This window comes from Bacillus vallismortis (assembly GCF_040784915.1).
In the GTDB taxonomy this organism is placed as follows: Bacteria; Bacillota; Bacilli; order Bacillales; family Bacillaceae; genus Bacillus; species Bacillus subtilis_G.
The window spans coordinates 3,078,518-3,092,850 of sequence record NZ_CP160797.1 but is presented as its reverse complement, the minus strand read 5'-3'; the positions used below and the strand labels follow the sequence as shown (position 1 = coordinate 3,092,850).

The following is a 14,333-nucleotide window of genomic DNA, read 5'->3' as shown; positions in this document are numbered from 1 at the left end:
GAGCTTTTTGTTTATCGTTTTGGCGGCCGGTAACCGGCGGCTTCAGCTTCTTCAACTGAGCAAAACATTTCAGCCGGATCGGTTGTCCGGTCATAGTATGTACTGCCCGGTGTGTGATAGATGCCGCTTTTGCTGCCTTTTATATTACAGCCTTCTGCTGTGGCAGCTGTTTTGGTTTCATTACTTTTATTCGTATTGCTAGAAGAACTTCCAGCGTTTTCTTGTGAACTTGCAGTTTGGCTTTTCGTCTCTTTTAATTGCTTTTCAAGCTGTGTTTTATCTTGCTGCAGTGCTTCATTTTCAGCCTTTACTGTTTTTGTATCTTCTTTGAGCTGTTTTTGACTTTCTTGAAGCTCTTTCATTTCTGCTTTTAATGATTTCTGAGTCTTTTTTAGATCACTATTTTCTTTTTCAAGCTGCTGTAGTTTGTCTTGGTCTTTTGTGTTGTCCTTCAACTTCTTTGCTTTAGAACTGGCTGCTTCATATTCTTTCTCTAGTGCTTCATGCTCTTTTGTAAGGCTTTTATATTCGGCGTTTAGCGCTGAATATTTTTTCTCGGCATTTGCTGCTGCAGCGTCTGGGTCTGTCAATGCTGCTCCGGTGACGAGCAGCACCAGGCCTCCTATCAAAAGCGGCCAAAAGAGTCTCTTAGAGAAACATTTTTCCTTTTTCAGCACATATCTGACAAGATGATATAATCCATAGCCAAGCGAAATGAGACATGCAAGAAATCCTAAGAATAATAATACCATTTCCATAACATTATCCCTTTTTCTATTTATTTTACATTTTTCAAACAATATTTGTTAGATTTTTTCAAGCTCATCAGTTGAAAAATGTGAAATAGACAGATAGAATGAATGTGCTATGATCATTCGATTCGTACGAAGCCGTTTTAGGTTTCGTTTTTTTCATGAGCTTTTTTAGGCGAGAAAGGGGGATGAGTATGCCGCGTGCTCTTAAAATTTTAGTTATTGGAATGTTTATTAATGTGACGGGTGCTTCTTTTTTATGGCCGCTGAATACGATTTATATCCATAATCATTTAGGGAAGTCGTTAACAGTAGCCGGGCTTGTTTTGATGCTGAATTCAGGCGCCAGTGTGGTCGGGAATTTAAGCGGCGGTTTTTTGTTTGATAAAATCGGCGGCTTTAAATCAATTATGCTCGGGATTGCGATTACGTTGGCAAGCCTGCTGGGCCTTGTCTTTTTTCATGATTGGCCGGCCTACATTGTGCTGCTGACCATTGTGGGATTTGGTTCCGGTATTGTTTTTCCGGCAAGCTATGCAATGGCTGGATCGGTCTGGCCTGAAGGGGGAAGAAAGGCATTTAATGCGATCTATGTCGCACAAAACGCGGGTGTGGCCGTCGGCTCAGCACTTGGCGGTGCCGTGGCTTCTTTCTCGTTTTCATATGTATTTTTGGCGAATGCTGTATTGTATATGGCCTTTTTCTTTATCGTATATTTCGGATTTCGAAATATTCAGACGAAGGACGCGTCCCAAACGTCTGTGCTTGATTATGATGCTGTAAACAGCAAAGCGAAATTTGCCGCGCTCATCATATTAAGCAGCGGCTATGTACTCGGATGGCTGGCTTATTCTCAATGGTCTACCACGATTGCTTCGTACACGCAAAGCATTGGAATATCCCTTTCCTTATACAGTGTGCTGTGGACGGTCAACGGAATTTTAATTGTGTTTGGCCAGCCGCTTGTCAGCTTTGTGGTGAAAAAATGGGCGGAGTCTCTGAAGGCGCAAATGGTCATCGGATTTATCATTTTTATTGTATCCTTCAGTATGCTGCTGACGGCAAAGCACTTCCTGATGTTTCTGGCTGCCATGGTGATCCTGACCATCGGGGAAATGCTTGTCTGGCCTGCGGTGCCGACAATAGCCAACCAGCTTGCCCCTAAAGGGAAGGAAGGATTTTATCAAGGTTTTGTCAACAGCGCGGCGACAGGCGGCAGAATGATTGGTCCGTTGTTCGGCGGTTTGCTTGTCGATCATTTCGGCATTCAGGCTCTTGTGTTGTCTCTTTTGGTTTTGCTGATGATCAGTATCGCCACAACGCTTTTATATGACAAACGGATAAAACCGGCTAAAGAAACAAATAAACAAGCATCAATCTCTTCATAATAAAAGATCCCGCCGGATGAGCGGGATCTTTTTACATGATCGGAAGCACGTTAACGGCATCCTTTACATTTGAATATGTTTGCAGCGATGAAAAATTGGCGTCCAGTTTATTCATTTTCATGGCCAATTCAGGTTTAATGCCGGTAATGATTAATTCGGTTCCGGTTAATTTCAGCAAATGGCTCAGCTTGAAAATTTGATCGGCGGTTTGTTCATTCACTTGTGCCAGCCCTGATAAATCAATGATCAAATAATCATCTTTGGATGTTGATAAGATATTCGTCAATGTGCAGACGATGGAATTAAATCGCTCCTCTGTCAGGTTGCCGACTAGCGGAAGAGCCGAAACGCCGTTGCGAATCGGGACAATAGGCGTTGAAAGTGCAGTGATTTCTGTGAGGGAATCCTCGAGAAGCTTGTCATACTCTTTTTGCCGGGTGATATCTTTTTGAATGCCGACAAAATAAGCCTTGCCTTCAATCTCGAGCGGGTCAATATTCAATTCATTCCAGAATAACGTTCCGTCTTTTTTGTAGTTTTGGATCTGAACGGTAACCGGCTCTTTATGTTGTAAAGCGGTTCTAATGTTTTCTACTTCAGTGGGGTCTGTGTGTTTCCCCTGTAAGAAGCGGCAGTTATTTCCTAAAATCTCTCCGGCTTCATAGCCGGTCATTTGAACAAAGCCTTGGTTTACGTAGACAATAGGATTATCTTCAAGTGCGGGGTCTGTAATGACCACACCGACTCGCGCATGATCAAGCGCTTTTTTGATGACTTCCAGCTGTCCTTGTATTCCAAATGATTGAAAACTAGCCATATAAATCCCCCTTAGGCCGCCAGCTTACTATGCGAAAGCCTTGTATTCCCCTTTTTACAATGAATTATACAGTAACCGTAGCACAACACATGTTCTGATTCAAGCAAGCATGTAGTTTGTTGTTTGTCATCAAGGCTTGTCCTCGTATACACTAAAAATAAGAACAGAAATTGAACATATGAACGGAAAGTTTATAGAAGCTTAATGAGTGACTAGGTAAATGTCACTGGGTGAAAAATGAATCCAATGCATCAAGCTTACCGATCATGTGTTCACATATAATGGAAGAAACAAGCTTTTTTCAGCTTTGCCAGTATGTAGATATCGAAAATCATCGGAATCGTTTAAGGGGGCTGGATGGCCTGAAGTCGCTTTACGAAATAAGGGCTTTAGGAAGGTGATGATGAAGATGCTGCATCAGGTACTCATTGCTTGTGTAATTGGAGGAATCATGGGGATTCTCGGTCATGTGAAAAAGAGAGGCAGACTGGAGAAACCCAGAATGACGAAGCGGTTTATCTACCTTGGATTTTTGGAAGATTGGTTTATCGGAATGACAGCTTCCATTTTACTTGTATTATCCGCTGACCCCGATTCAGGAATTCAACTTGTCATCTTATCCATTATCTCAGGCTACGGCGGTGAAGCTGTTCTCAGAAGTTTTGACTTTGTGAGAGAAATGAACAGCGGCGGCGAACCGGCCGAGTCCAAACGTCAAACCAAAACTCCACCCGAATAATTGTCCTCAATCTCCGCCCGTTCAGGGTACATTCCCATTGTATACAAACCTGCTTGCACTTATGAACAGAATTCTATAAAATACAGTTAAGATTACGGTTGCGATAAGAACAATGAAGAGGAGCAGTAAGAAGCAGATATTGTTGCAGAGAGTTGACGGCTGGTGAAAGTCAATCAAGTTTGTTTCCGAACTCACCTCAGAGTTGCAGCGGTGAAAAGCCGCTGACGCATAACTGCGTTAAAAGTATCAAGTGAGTGCGGCGCATGCCGCGCTAACGAGGGTGGTACCGCGGGAAAACGAAAGTCTCTCGTCCCTTTTTGGGATGAGGGAGTTTTTTTTAGTTTGGGAATATTCTGAATATAATTCTCTCCTTCCCGTCAATACTTGAACCATACACGCCGTATTCAATCAGAAGGAGGTTTTCACTTTGAGTTTTCAGCACAAAGAGATAGAAAAGAAATGGCAAACATACTGGCTTGAAAATAAAACATTTGCCACTCTTGATCATAACGAAAAACAAAAATTTTACGCGCTGGACATGTTCCCTTATCCGTCAGGAGCGGGCTTGCACGTCGGCCATCCTGAAGGGTATACAGCCACGGATATCCTGTCTCGAATGAAGCGTATGCAGGGCCACGATGTCCTTCATCCAATGGGCTGGGACGCATTCGGCTTGCCGGCTGAACAATACGCACTTGACACAGGGAACGATCCCGCTGTGTTTACGAAGCAGAATATCGATAATTTCCGCCGCCAAATTCAGTCGCTTGGCTTCTCGTATGACTGGGATCGTGAAATCAATACGACTGACCCTGAATACTATAAATGGACGCAGTGGATTTTCTTAAAGCTATACGAAAAAGGCCTTGCTTACGTTGACGAAGTGCCTGTAAACTGGTGCCCTGCTTTAGGTACGGTTCTTGCCAATGAAGAAGTCATTGACGGCAAGAGCGAACGCGGCGGCCATCCGGTAGAGAGACGCCCGATGAGGCAGTGGATGCTGAAAATCACCGCCTATGCGGACAGGCTTCTCGAAGACTTGGAAGAGCTTGACTGGCCGGAAAGCATTAAAGATATGCAGCGCAACTGGATCGGCCGTTCTGAAGGTGCGCACGTTCATTTTGCTGTAGATGGACATGATGAATCCTTTACGGTATTTACGACAAGACCAGATACGCTGTTTGGCGCTACATACACTGTACTTGCTCCGGAACACGCATTGGTGGAACACATCACAACGACAGAGCAAAAAGAAGCTGTAGAAGCATATATCAAAGACATTCAATCAAAGAGTGACCTTGAGCGTACAGATCTTGCGAAAACAAAGACAGGCGTTTTCACAGGAGCCTATGCGATCAATCCTGTAAACGGAGAAACATTGCCGATCTGGATTGCGGATTACGTTCTTGCATCATACGGAACAGGTGCTGTCATGGCGGTTCCTGGTCACGATGAGCGTGATTTTGAATTCGCCAAAACATTCGGCCTTCCGATGAAGGAAGTTGTGAAAGGCGGAAACGTTGAGGAAGCAGCGTACACTGGCGACGGCGAACACGTGAACTCTGATTTTCTAAACGGCCTTAACAAGCAGGAAGCAATTGCGAAAGTGATCGCTTGGCTGGAAGAAACGAAAAACGGCGAGAAGAAAGTGACATACCGTCTGCGCGACTGGCTCTTCAGCCGCCAGCGTTATTGGGGCGAGCCGATTCCGGTCATTCATTGGGAAGACGGAACATCAACGGCTGTGCCGGAAGAGGAGCTGCCGCTGATTTTGCCGAAAACGGATGAAATCAAACCGAGCGGAACAGGTGAATCACCGCTTGCGAACATCAAAGAGTGGGTGGAAGTCACAGACCCTGAGACAGGGAAAAAAGGAAGAAGAGAAACGAATACAATGCCGCAATGGGCGGGAAGCTGCTGGTATTTCTTGCGCTATATTGATCCGCGTAACCCGGATCAGCTGGCATCACCAGAGAAATTGGAAAAATGGCTTCCGGTTGATATGTATATCGGCGGCGCAGAACATGCCGTGCTTCACCTTCTGTATGCCCGCTTCTGGCATAAGTTCCTTTATGATATCGGTGTAGTGCCGACGAAAGAACCGTTCCAAAAGCTGTACAACCAAGGAATGATTCTCGGCGAAAACAACGAAAAAATGAGTAAATCTAAAGGGAACGTTGTCAACCCTGACGAAATCGTTGCCTCTCACGGCGCTGATACGCTAAGATTGTACGAAATGTTCATGGGACCGCTTGATGCTTCAATCGCCTGGTCTGAATCAGGCTTAGACGGCGCGCGCCGCTTCCTTGACCGTGTATGGCGCCTGTTTGTTGAAGAAAGCGGTGAGCTTAATGGCAAAATCGTTGAAGGCGCTGGTGAAACATTGGAGCGCGTATATCATGAAACGGTCATGAAAGTCACAGATCATTACGAAGGCCTTCGTTTCAACACGGGTATTTCCCAGCTGATGGTCTTTATTAATGAAGCTTATAAAGCGTCAGATCTGCCAAAAGAATATATGGAAGGCTTCGTAAAGCTTCTTTCTCCAATCGCGCCTCACTTAGCGGAAGAGCTATGGGAGAAGCTTGGCCATTCAGGCACGATTGCATACGAAGCTTGGCCTGTATATGATGAAACAAAACTTGTGGATGATGAAGTTGAAATCGTTGTTCAGCTGAACGGAAAAGTAAAAGCGAAATTACAGGTTCCTGCCGATGCGACGAAAGAACAGCTGGAACAGCTTGCTCAAGCAGATGAAAAGGTCCAAGAGCAGCTTGAAGGCAAAACGATTCGAAAAATCATCGCGGTGCCTGGCAAGCTTGTCAATATTGTGGCAAACTAAGCCTAAGGAAAAATCCCCTTTATCAAAAGGGGATTTCAGCGTGTCGACAAACCCTCGCATTCGTTGTCAGTCCTGCGCGTTGGTGCTCACTTGAGAAAAGATCAGCGGCTAAAAGCTGAGCGTCCTGCTCAAACGCCGCTGTCACCGCATCCTGCGGAAGTCTGCTCCAATGCTCGTCCTTCCTAGACTTCAAGGGTTTTCAATCACGCTGACAAGATGACAAAATCCTAAAACAAAAACCGTTTTAGGACTTTGTCTACAATCTGAAATCCCCTTTATCAAAAGGGGATTTTTTTCATCAGTCTCTGAATAGCAATCGCCCGGCTGACTTTGCTATACTGAACATGATCATTGTGAATAGGAGTGTTTTCTTTGGAGATAAAAGAAATCAGCACAGCCGCTTTAAAAGAAAAAATTGAGGCGGAGGAAGAGTTATATTTGATTGATGTCAGAGAAGATGAAGAGGTGGCGGAAGGCATGATCCCGCAAGCCGTTCATATTCGCATGGGGGATATTCCTGAAAAAATGGATACCCTTGATAAAGACAAAGAGTACGTGTTTATCTGCCGCTCAGGAATGCGCAGCATGAATGTCTGCAGGTACTTGGATGAGCAGGGCTTTAAAACCGTCAACGTTGAAGGCGGCATGATGGCCTGGGAAGGCGAAACAAAACCAAAAAACTAGGGGAGAGCGGTCCCCTAGTTTTTTATTTGTATTCCGGCAGCCAATCGCCGTGTGCTGTGAATAAATCGTCACACATGGAGATGATGTCAGTCATGGAAAGTTCCGCGCTTGTATGCGGATCAAGCATTGCGGCTTGGTAAACCGCTTCTTTTTTCAATGTGACAGCGGCTTCAATTGTCATCAGCTGTGTATTAATATTCGTCCGGTTTAAGGCCGCAAGCTGCTCAGGCAGTTCTCCGGCGAAGCACGGGGTAATTTTTTTTCTGTCGGCGACGCATGTCACTTCCACAACCGCTTTTGAAGGAAGATTGGTGATCAGCCCTGTATTCAAGACGTTTCCCCCGAAGGTGAACGGCTCGTTTGTTTCCATTGCTTCTATAATTCTTGAACCATATTCCTTTGAGCGTTCGTGCGTAAGGTTTTTATTATTGACGATTTCATCCCGCATTTTCTCCCAATTTTGAATCTGTTTGACGCATCTTCTTGGATATTCATCGAGCGGGATTTGCAGCTCGCTGATCAGCTCGGGATAGTTCCGTTTAATAAAGTATGGATGGTATTCTGCGTTGTGTTCGGACGATTCCGTGACATAATAGCCGAACTTATCCATCAATTCAAACCGCACCATATCATGATGTTTTGTTTTTTGTTTTTCTTTTGCTCTCCTTTTGATTTCTGGATATAGATCTACGCCGTCTTTTTTGACTTCCAAAAGCCAAGCCATATGGTTGATGCCCGCGATGCGCTCCTCGATTCCGCCATGCTCCATTCCAAGAGATTTGAATAAATCCTTCGTGCACACTTGGACACTGTGGCAGAGCCCGATTGTTTTGATACTAGTATAGCGAAGCATGGTGCCTGTAAGAGAGGCCATCGGATTTGTATAATTTAAAAACCACGCATCCGGGCACATGTCCTCCATATCTTTTGCGATATCAAATAAGACCGGGATGGTTCTGAGTGATCTGAAGATCCCGCCGATGCCGACTGTGTCGGCAATCGTCTGGCGCAACCCGTACCGTTTAGGAATCTCGAAATCTATGACTGTGCTCGGTTTATATCCTCCAACCTGAATGGCATTGATGACATAGCTTGCGTTCTGTAAGGCGAGTTTTCTATCATCATAGCTATTGATGGCCACACTCGGGTTATAACGGTCTCTCAGATTTTCAAGCATCAGCTGGGATTCCTGCAGGCGTTTCGGATCAATGTCGTAAAGGGCGAATTCAAATCCATTCAGCGCTTCTGTTAACAAGCAGTCTCCCAAAACATTTTTGGCGAAAATGGTGCTACCTGCACCGATAAATGTAATCTTTTTCATATGGCTTCCTCCTTTAATGTTATCCCTTTACCGCTCCGGATGACAGGCCGGCAATAAAGTATTTTTGCAGCGCCAAAAACAGAATAACCATCGGCAGCATTGCCATAAGCGCGGCTGCGGCAACTAAATGCAGATTGTTGGCGTTTTCTCCGAAAAACCCTGCCATGGCCACTGTTAATGTCTGAACCTTTTGATCTTGTAAAAAGAAAATCGCAAATTGATAGTCGTTCCATATGAAGACACAAGAAATAATACAGATGGTCGCAGTGATCGGTTTCAGCAGAGGAAACACGATCGTAAAAAAGATTTTCAGCATGCCTGCACCGTCTATTCGTGCGGCTTCTTCAAGCTCTTTTGGAATGGTCGAACGGATAAAGCCTGAATACAAGAATACGGTTAACGGCATATAAGCCGCTGTATTGATCAAAATGGCGATGGCGTGTGTATTAACCATGCCGGCGTCCACAACCATTCTGTACAAGGGGACCATGGATGTTAACGGAGGAATGATCATAATGGAAATCAGCAAGGCAAAAACGGCTTTATTCAGCTTCGTTTCCCGCCGGGCAAGAGGGTACGCGGCAAGAGAGCCGAATATGATCAATAACAAGGCAGAAAAACCTGTGATGATGATGGTGTTTATAAATGAATTTCCTAATGAAGCACGCTCCCATGCTTCTGAAAAATTGTGAAAGGAGATGTCGGCTGGAAACTGCCATTTCGAACTGTAGTCTCCTTTTGCTTTCAATGAAGTGGTCAGCAGGATGTAAAATGGAATAAAATGCGCACAGGCTACAATAGTGGCAAAAAGCGTAACGATCCGCAGTTTTTTTGAACGGGCGGCTTTCATGACATTTCCGTCTCCTTTCTTTTAAAGTACGCAAGCGCGCAAAAGCTGATGATCAAAATGACAAATGCCATAAATATGCCTTGCGTTGCGGCATAGCCGGCATCCTGCCGTTTGAAATACAAATCATACATAAACGTAGACATGGATTGTGACGCATTTCCGGGACCGCCCGCGGTGAGCGCGATAATGATATCAAACAGCTTTAAGCCTCCGATAATGTTGATGACCATATTAATCGTGATCGAGGGCATTAACAGCGGCAGCGTGATCGTGAAAAACTGCTGGCCTTGTTTCGCGCCATCCATTTGCGCAGCTTCATAGTAGTCTTTCGGAATGCTTTGCAGGCCGGCTAAGTAGACAACCATAGCAATCCCGACATATTGATACGTGTTTATCATGACAATGAGCCACGGATTGAGCGACGGACTGGCGAGTGCATTGATCGGGCCGATGCCAAATACACCGAGCAAATCGTTGAGCGCGCCTCCGTCGTAGGAGAAGAAAAAGTACCAAATATAGCCCATGATGAGCGGGCTGATCATGACCGGCAAATAGACAATTGTTCTTGTTATCGCTTTCATTTTGATGCTTTGATTCAAGAGCAGGGCGTACAGGAGTCCGACCACATTTTGAAAAAAGGTACTGCCGAGCCCGTAAAGCAGCGTGTTTTTTAAGATGTGCCAAGTATCGGGATCAGAAAACAGCCTTTCATATTGCGCGAATCCCACCCATTGGTAGATTTGTGAAAAGCCGTTCCAGTTTGTAAAGGTGATCAATGCGCCTTTCACAAATGGATAAATCATAAAGACTAGAACGGAGAGCAAAGCAGGAATGTACATACACCAAAGTGAGGACTGCTTTTTCGGCTTAACCTGTTTCACATGAACGTCTCTTGCGATATCACTCATTGTTTTCAGCTCCCTGTGTTTCCGATTGCTCCCGTAGTCGTTTGTATTCTCTTCCCAGCTTCTTTGAAATCTCTTGAGGCGTCAAAATGTCAGCAGCAAGTTCCTGCCCGGCCGTGCCCAGAACGTCCCACATTCCGTTTGGCAGGTATAAACGGTCGAAGTAAGGCTCGACTTTGACATCTTGATAATGCTCATAGTCATTTGCGTAGAAAATATCAGCTTTTACATTGGTCAGCCCTGATGGAAGCGATGTGGCTTCAGCCATTTGTTTGGCATTGGCGGGACGGGCCATAAATGCGATGAATTCTTTCGCTTCTTTTACATGAGGCGAGTCTTTCCAAGCTGCAAGCGTGTAGCGTTCACCGCCGATCCATATCGGATCATCTCCGGCATGTATGGCAGGTGTCGGGATAATGCCAACCTTGACGTTCGGATTGATCTGGGCAACGTCTTGGCCGAGTGTGCCGCCTTGCATTGTAAAGGCGATTTTGTTTTGAGCCATTAATTCAATGAGTTGTGATTTTTTTGCGGTTACAGCGTCAATATTAATCAGTTTTTCTTTCTGCATTTGTTTAAGGATGTCTGATAAATAAGTGAATTTGCTCCAATTAAAGGTGCCGTTGATGAGCTGTTTTTTTTCATTATGGGCAGGATCTGTGATGAGAAGAGGCGTAGCGAATTGATCGTAATATTGGGCAAATGAGCTTTTGTCATATCCGGCAAACCAGAAGGGAACGATGCTTCCTTTGCTCTTTTCTTTAATCGTTCTCAGTGCTTTCAAAAAGTCATCCATCGTTTCCGGCGGGGCAATGCTGTAACGCTCTAACATATTGCGGTTATATGCCAGACCGTCTTTTGCCTGATTGATCGGATAGGCATAGACCTTTCCGCTTTTATTTTTAAGGATGCTGTTTAAATTGGGATCGAGACCTTGAGTCCATTCCATATCCCGGAGATCCGCTGTATATTCTCCGTACCTGATTTTCCCCCAGCCATGTGTATCGAAAAGATCAGGCAAGTCATTGGCTGCCATTCTGACACGCATCATATTTTCATAGTCATTGCCTGGGAAATGAAGGCTGACACGAATGTCACTGTGTTCCTTTTCAAACGCTGCCGCCAGTTTTCTGAACGTAGCTCTTTCACTGTCCGTTGACATTGTAGAATAAATGGTTAACGTCTTTTTTTCGGTATCTGCTGAGCTTTTCTCTGCTGAGCAGCCGGGCAGAATAACTAGAATAAGAGAGAGAAATAAAACAAAAGTGTGTTTCATCTTTTCCTCCTTATCATCGTGATGATTGTTTTCTTATGTCACCTCCTTAGTTGGACAGCCGCAGCTTTGTCTCACGATTAATGTTGTGGGCATGGTGACATGGTGAGGAAGCGTTCGGCCATTGAGGCGGTCAAGCAGCAGTTTTACGCCTGTACGGCCCATTTCCTCTGTGTACACCTTCACCGTTGTTAATGGCGTGCTGGCAAATTCAGCTTCTTCAATGCCGTTAAAGCTGACGATCGCTGTATCCCGCGGCACTTGCAGTCCGGCTTCCTGGAGCGCTTTTAATGCGCCGATCGCCATGGAATCGCTGGCGATAAAGAATGCTTCCGGCAGATTGCCTTGAGCGATTGCTTTCTTCATCAGGCGATAACCCTCACGCATGCTGTATTCTCCGACCAGCACATGCTCAGGCTGGGGAACGGCGGACTCCAAAAAGGCGGTCAGCCGTTTGTCTTCAATTGTTCTGCGGATGCTTTGGCCGTCCTTCAGCGTATGCTCTTTTTCCTGTCCGCCAATGTAACCTAGCCGTTTGTAACCAAGGCCGAAAAGGTGATCAATCGCTTGGCGTGAAGCCGATTCAAAATCAATGCCAATCGAATCGTATGTTTGCGGATCAGGAGAATGATTGATAAATACGGCATGCTCCAGCCTTCCGCTGATATGCTTAACTGCTTCATCATGAACACGGCCGATGACAATGACACCATCCAGTTCCCGAAAGATATGCTCCTGAAAGGAACCGAGATGAATCGAATTTGTAATGAAAATTTCCTGTTCAAAGCATTCTTTTTCAATGCCTTTGCGAATCGAAGAAAAATAAGGGTCCTGCCGTTCCTGATCAGGGGACAGACAGCTCAGTACGCCGATCAGCGGTTGGGTCCGCTGTTTTTGCCCGCGGGCTTTCCGGCGTTTAGCAACCGTTTGATAGCCGAGCTCTTCAGCGATATTGATGACTCTTTGTCTCGTTTCGCCCGCAACAGAAAGCGACTCATCTTCATTTAAAATCCTGGAAACAGTCGCACTGGAAACATTAGCTTTTAAGGCGATATCTTTAATCCGAACCATGGTAATCCCTCTCATCTATTTAGTAAAATATGAACTCGTCTGTTTTTGATAAATTGATATTATCATGTGAAAGTAAGCGGTTACAATAATTATTTTCGGAATATTTCGTTATATTTACTAAACATTTAGTAAATAATGCGATTTAGTTTGAAAAAATAAAGGGGAAACCAGTTCTGTCTCGTAAATGTGAAGTAAGCGAATAAGGAAGGATGATGGAATGAGAGAGGAAAGAAGAAAGCAGCTGTTTCGATTGCTTGGAGATTTGCCTGATCGGAGGCAAATTAGGGCGGAGACCTTGCGTATTGAAGAAAGAGAAGGAAATATCATTGAAACGCTCCTGCTCGACTTAAACGGACATGAAAAGGTGCCTGCTTATTTTGTGAAGCCGGAGTCCGCAGATGGACCGTGTCCGTCCGTATTGTTTCAGCATTCGCATGGGGGGCGGTATGACAAGGGAAAAAGTGAACTGATTGAAGGAGCAGACTACTTGAAAGCGCCTTCTTTTTCCAGTGAGCTGACTTCTCTCGGGTATAGCGTGCTTGCGATTGATCATTGGGGGTTTGGGGATCGGCGGGGAAAAGCGGAAAGCGAGATTTTTAAAGAAATGCTTCTTACCGGAAGAGTGATGTGGGGCATGATGATTTATGACAGTTTAAGAGCGCTAGATTATATGCAGTCTCGCCCTGATGTTCAGGCTGACAGAATCGGAACCATCGGCATGTCTATGGGAGGATTGATGGCGTGGTGGACTACGGCGCTTGATGACCGGATCAAGGTGTGTGTGGATTTGTGCAGCCAGGTAGATCATCATGTGCTGATGAAAACACAAAATCTTGACCGGCACGGCTTTTATTATTATGTCCCGTCGCTTGCAAAATATTTTTCCGCATCTGAAATCCAAAGCCTGATCGCGCCGCGCCCGCACCTTAGCCTTGTGGGTGCACACGACCGGTTAACGCCGGCTGAGGGTGTGAACAAAATCGAAAAAGAATTGTCAGCTGTATATGCTGAACAGGGAGCTACTGATTGTTATCGGGTGGCCCGTTCCGCTTCAGGGCATTTCGAAACGGCCGTCATGAGGCATGAAGCTGTCCGGTTTTTGCAAAAGCGGCTGTGACGGTTACGGGAAACTGGCAGAAAGACGCAGACTTGAGCGAGGGATGTGGAACCAATGGAAGTACAAGATATTTTGGATTGGGCTTTCCGGCGGCATCTTAATCCATTAAGCTGGTATATTCGCCCCCTCTTTTTACTAGTACTGGTTTATGCTGCGTATAAGCGCAGCTGGAAAGGCATCATCATCACTTTTGTATTGATGATGAGCAGTATGGTCTGGTTTCCAGAACCTAAGAAGATTCACTTGCAAATGCAAAAAGTGCTCGAATTCGAGCAAATGCTTTTAAGCAGTCCGGTCTCGGCTGTTTTAACAATTTCTTTCATGATGGTTTTTCTCGGTTTTATTTTGGCTGCTTTCTGGAAGCGGTCGCTTGTATTTGGTTTAATCCTATTGAATGTGACACTCGCTGGGAAGGTGGCCCTCTCCTTATTTTTCACAGGCGAGAATGGCTGGGCGCCGTTAGGCAATACGATTTTTGGGCTGGTGATGGTAAATGGGATCGGCTTGTTCATTAAGTATCGAAATCGAAAAAAACGAAGAGGAATAGACATTTAAGGCTAGGACCGTTTTACTG

At 45.1% G+C, this 14,333-nt stretch carries 13 protein-coding genes and 1 other annotated feature; of the genes, 6 read left to right on the top strand and 7 right to left on the bottom strand.

The window, feature by feature from the left end:
• Window positions 1-11 precede the first annotated feature (11 nt).
• A complete protein-coding gene (locus tag ABZM97_RS15230) occupies window positions 12-758 on the bottom strand; it encodes an LMBR1 domain-containing protein (protein ID WP_253268498.1) in 747 nt (248 codons plus the stop codon).
• 188 nt (window positions 759-946) lie between these two features.
• Between ABZM97_RS15230 and ABZM97_RS15225 the strand changes: the two genes are divergently transcribed.
• Window positions 947-2,140, top strand: coding sequence for an MFS transporter (locus ABZM97_RS15225; RefSeq protein WP_087992880.1), 1,194 nt, complete (start codon window positions 947-949; stop codon window positions 2,138-2,140).
• A 31-nt stretch (window positions 2,141-2,171) separates the two neighbouring features.
• Here ABZM97_RS15225 and ABZM97_RS15220 read toward each other — a convergent pair whose 3' ends face one another.
• The gene (locus ABZM97_RS15220) at window positions 2,172-2,957 is read right to left on the bottom strand and encodes a blue-light photoreceptor (RefSeq protein WP_289347911.1); all 786 of its coding nucleotides are present in this window, start codon (window positions 2,955-2,957) and stop codon (window positions 2,172-2,174) included.
• Between the two features lie 403 nt (window positions 2,958-3,360).
• On the opposite strand from ABZM97_RS15220, the gene ABZM97_RS15215 reads away from it, so the two are divergent.
• The 3 genes from ABZM97_RS15215 to ABZM97_RS15205 all read left to right on the top strand — a co-directional run bounded on the left by ABZM97_RS15215 (window position 3,361) and on the right by ABZM97_RS15205 (window position 7,222).
• On the top strand, window positions 3,361-3,696 hold the full coding sequence (locus tag ABZM97_RS15215; RefSeq protein ID WP_003223352.1) for a DUF4257 domain-containing protein: 336 nt from the start codon (window positions 3,361-3,363) through the stop codon (window positions 3,694-3,696).
• Window positions 3,697-3,799: 103 nt separating this feature from the next.
• Window positions 3,800-4,014 (top strand) — a binding site (T-box leader).
• Between the two features lie 109 nt (window positions 4,015-4,123).
• Window positions 4,124-6,538: a leucine--tRNA ligase gene (gene leuS / locus ABZM97_RS15210; protein WP_367386928.1), complete on the top strand. Its 2,415-nt coding sequence runs from the start codon at window positions 4,124-4,126 to the stop codon at window positions 6,536-6,538.
• A gap of 372 nt (window positions 6,539-6,910) precedes the next feature.
• On the top strand, window positions 6,911-7,222 hold the full coding sequence (locus tag ABZM97_RS15205; protein WP_087992877.1) for a rhodanese-like domain-containing protein: 312 nt from the start codon (window positions 6,911-6,913) through the stop codon (window positions 7,220-7,222).
• 22 nt (window positions 7,223-7,244) lie between these two features.
• Here the strand turns inward: ABZM97_RS15205 and melA are convergent, their stop codons facing one another.
• Genes melA through ABZM97_RS15180 form a run of 5 tightly spaced genes read right to left on the bottom strand, consistent with a single transcriptional unit; the run spans window position 7,245 to window position 12,642 of the window.
• Window positions 7,245-8,543, bottom strand: coding sequence for an alpha-galactosidase MelA (gene melA, locus ABZM97_RS15200; protein ID WP_202326868.1), 1,299 nt, complete (start codon window positions 8,541-8,543; stop codon window positions 7,245-7,247).
• A gap of 19 nt (window positions 8,544-8,562) precedes the next feature.
• Window positions 8,563-9,393 (bottom strand): carbohydrate ABC transporter permease, encoded by an 831-nt coding sequence (locus ABZM97_RS15195; protein ID WP_087992875.1) that lies wholly within the window; start codon window positions 9,391-9,393, stop codon window positions 8,563-8,565.
• Window positions 9,390-10,301: a carbohydrate ABC transporter permease gene (locus ABZM97_RS15190; protein ID WP_202326870.1), complete on the bottom strand. Its 912-nt coding sequence runs from the start codon at window positions 10,299-10,301 to the stop codon at window positions 9,390-9,392. Before ABZM97_RS15190 ends, ABZM97_RS15195 begins: the two co-directional genes overlap by 4 nt.
• Window positions 10,294-11,574: an ABC transporter substrate-binding protein gene (locus ABZM97_RS15185; protein WP_253268491.1), complete on the bottom strand. Its 1,281-nt coding sequence runs from the start codon at window positions 11,572-11,574 to the stop codon at window positions 10,294-10,296. Before ABZM97_RS15185 ends, ABZM97_RS15190 begins: the two co-directional genes overlap by 8 nt.
• Window positions 11,575-11,607: 33 nt before the next feature.
• A complete protein-coding gene (locus tag ABZM97_RS15180; RefSeq protein ID WP_253268490.1) occupies window positions 11,608-12,642 on the bottom strand; it encodes a LacI family DNA-binding transcriptional regulator in 1,035 nt (344 codons plus the stop codon).
• Between the two features lie 217 nt (window positions 12,643-12,859).
• Between ABZM97_RS15180 and ABZM97_RS15175 the strand changes: the two genes are divergently transcribed.
• Together ABZM97_RS15175 and ABZM97_RS15170 are read left to right on the top strand one after the other, a co-directional pair.
• Window positions 12,860-13,759 (top strand): dienelactone hydrolase family protein, encoded by a 900-nt coding sequence (locus ABZM97_RS15175; RefSeq protein ID WP_087992871.1) that lies wholly within the window; start codon window positions 12,860-12,862, stop codon window positions 13,757-13,759.
• A gap of 54 nt (window positions 13,760-13,813) precedes the next feature.
• Window positions 13,814-14,314 (top strand): hypothetical protein, encoded by a 501-nt coding sequence (locus tag ABZM97_RS15170; RefSeq protein ID WP_087992870.1) that lies wholly within the window; start codon window positions 13,814-13,816, stop codon window positions 14,312-14,314.
• The last annotated feature ends 19 nt before the right edge of the window (window positions 14,315-14,333 follow it).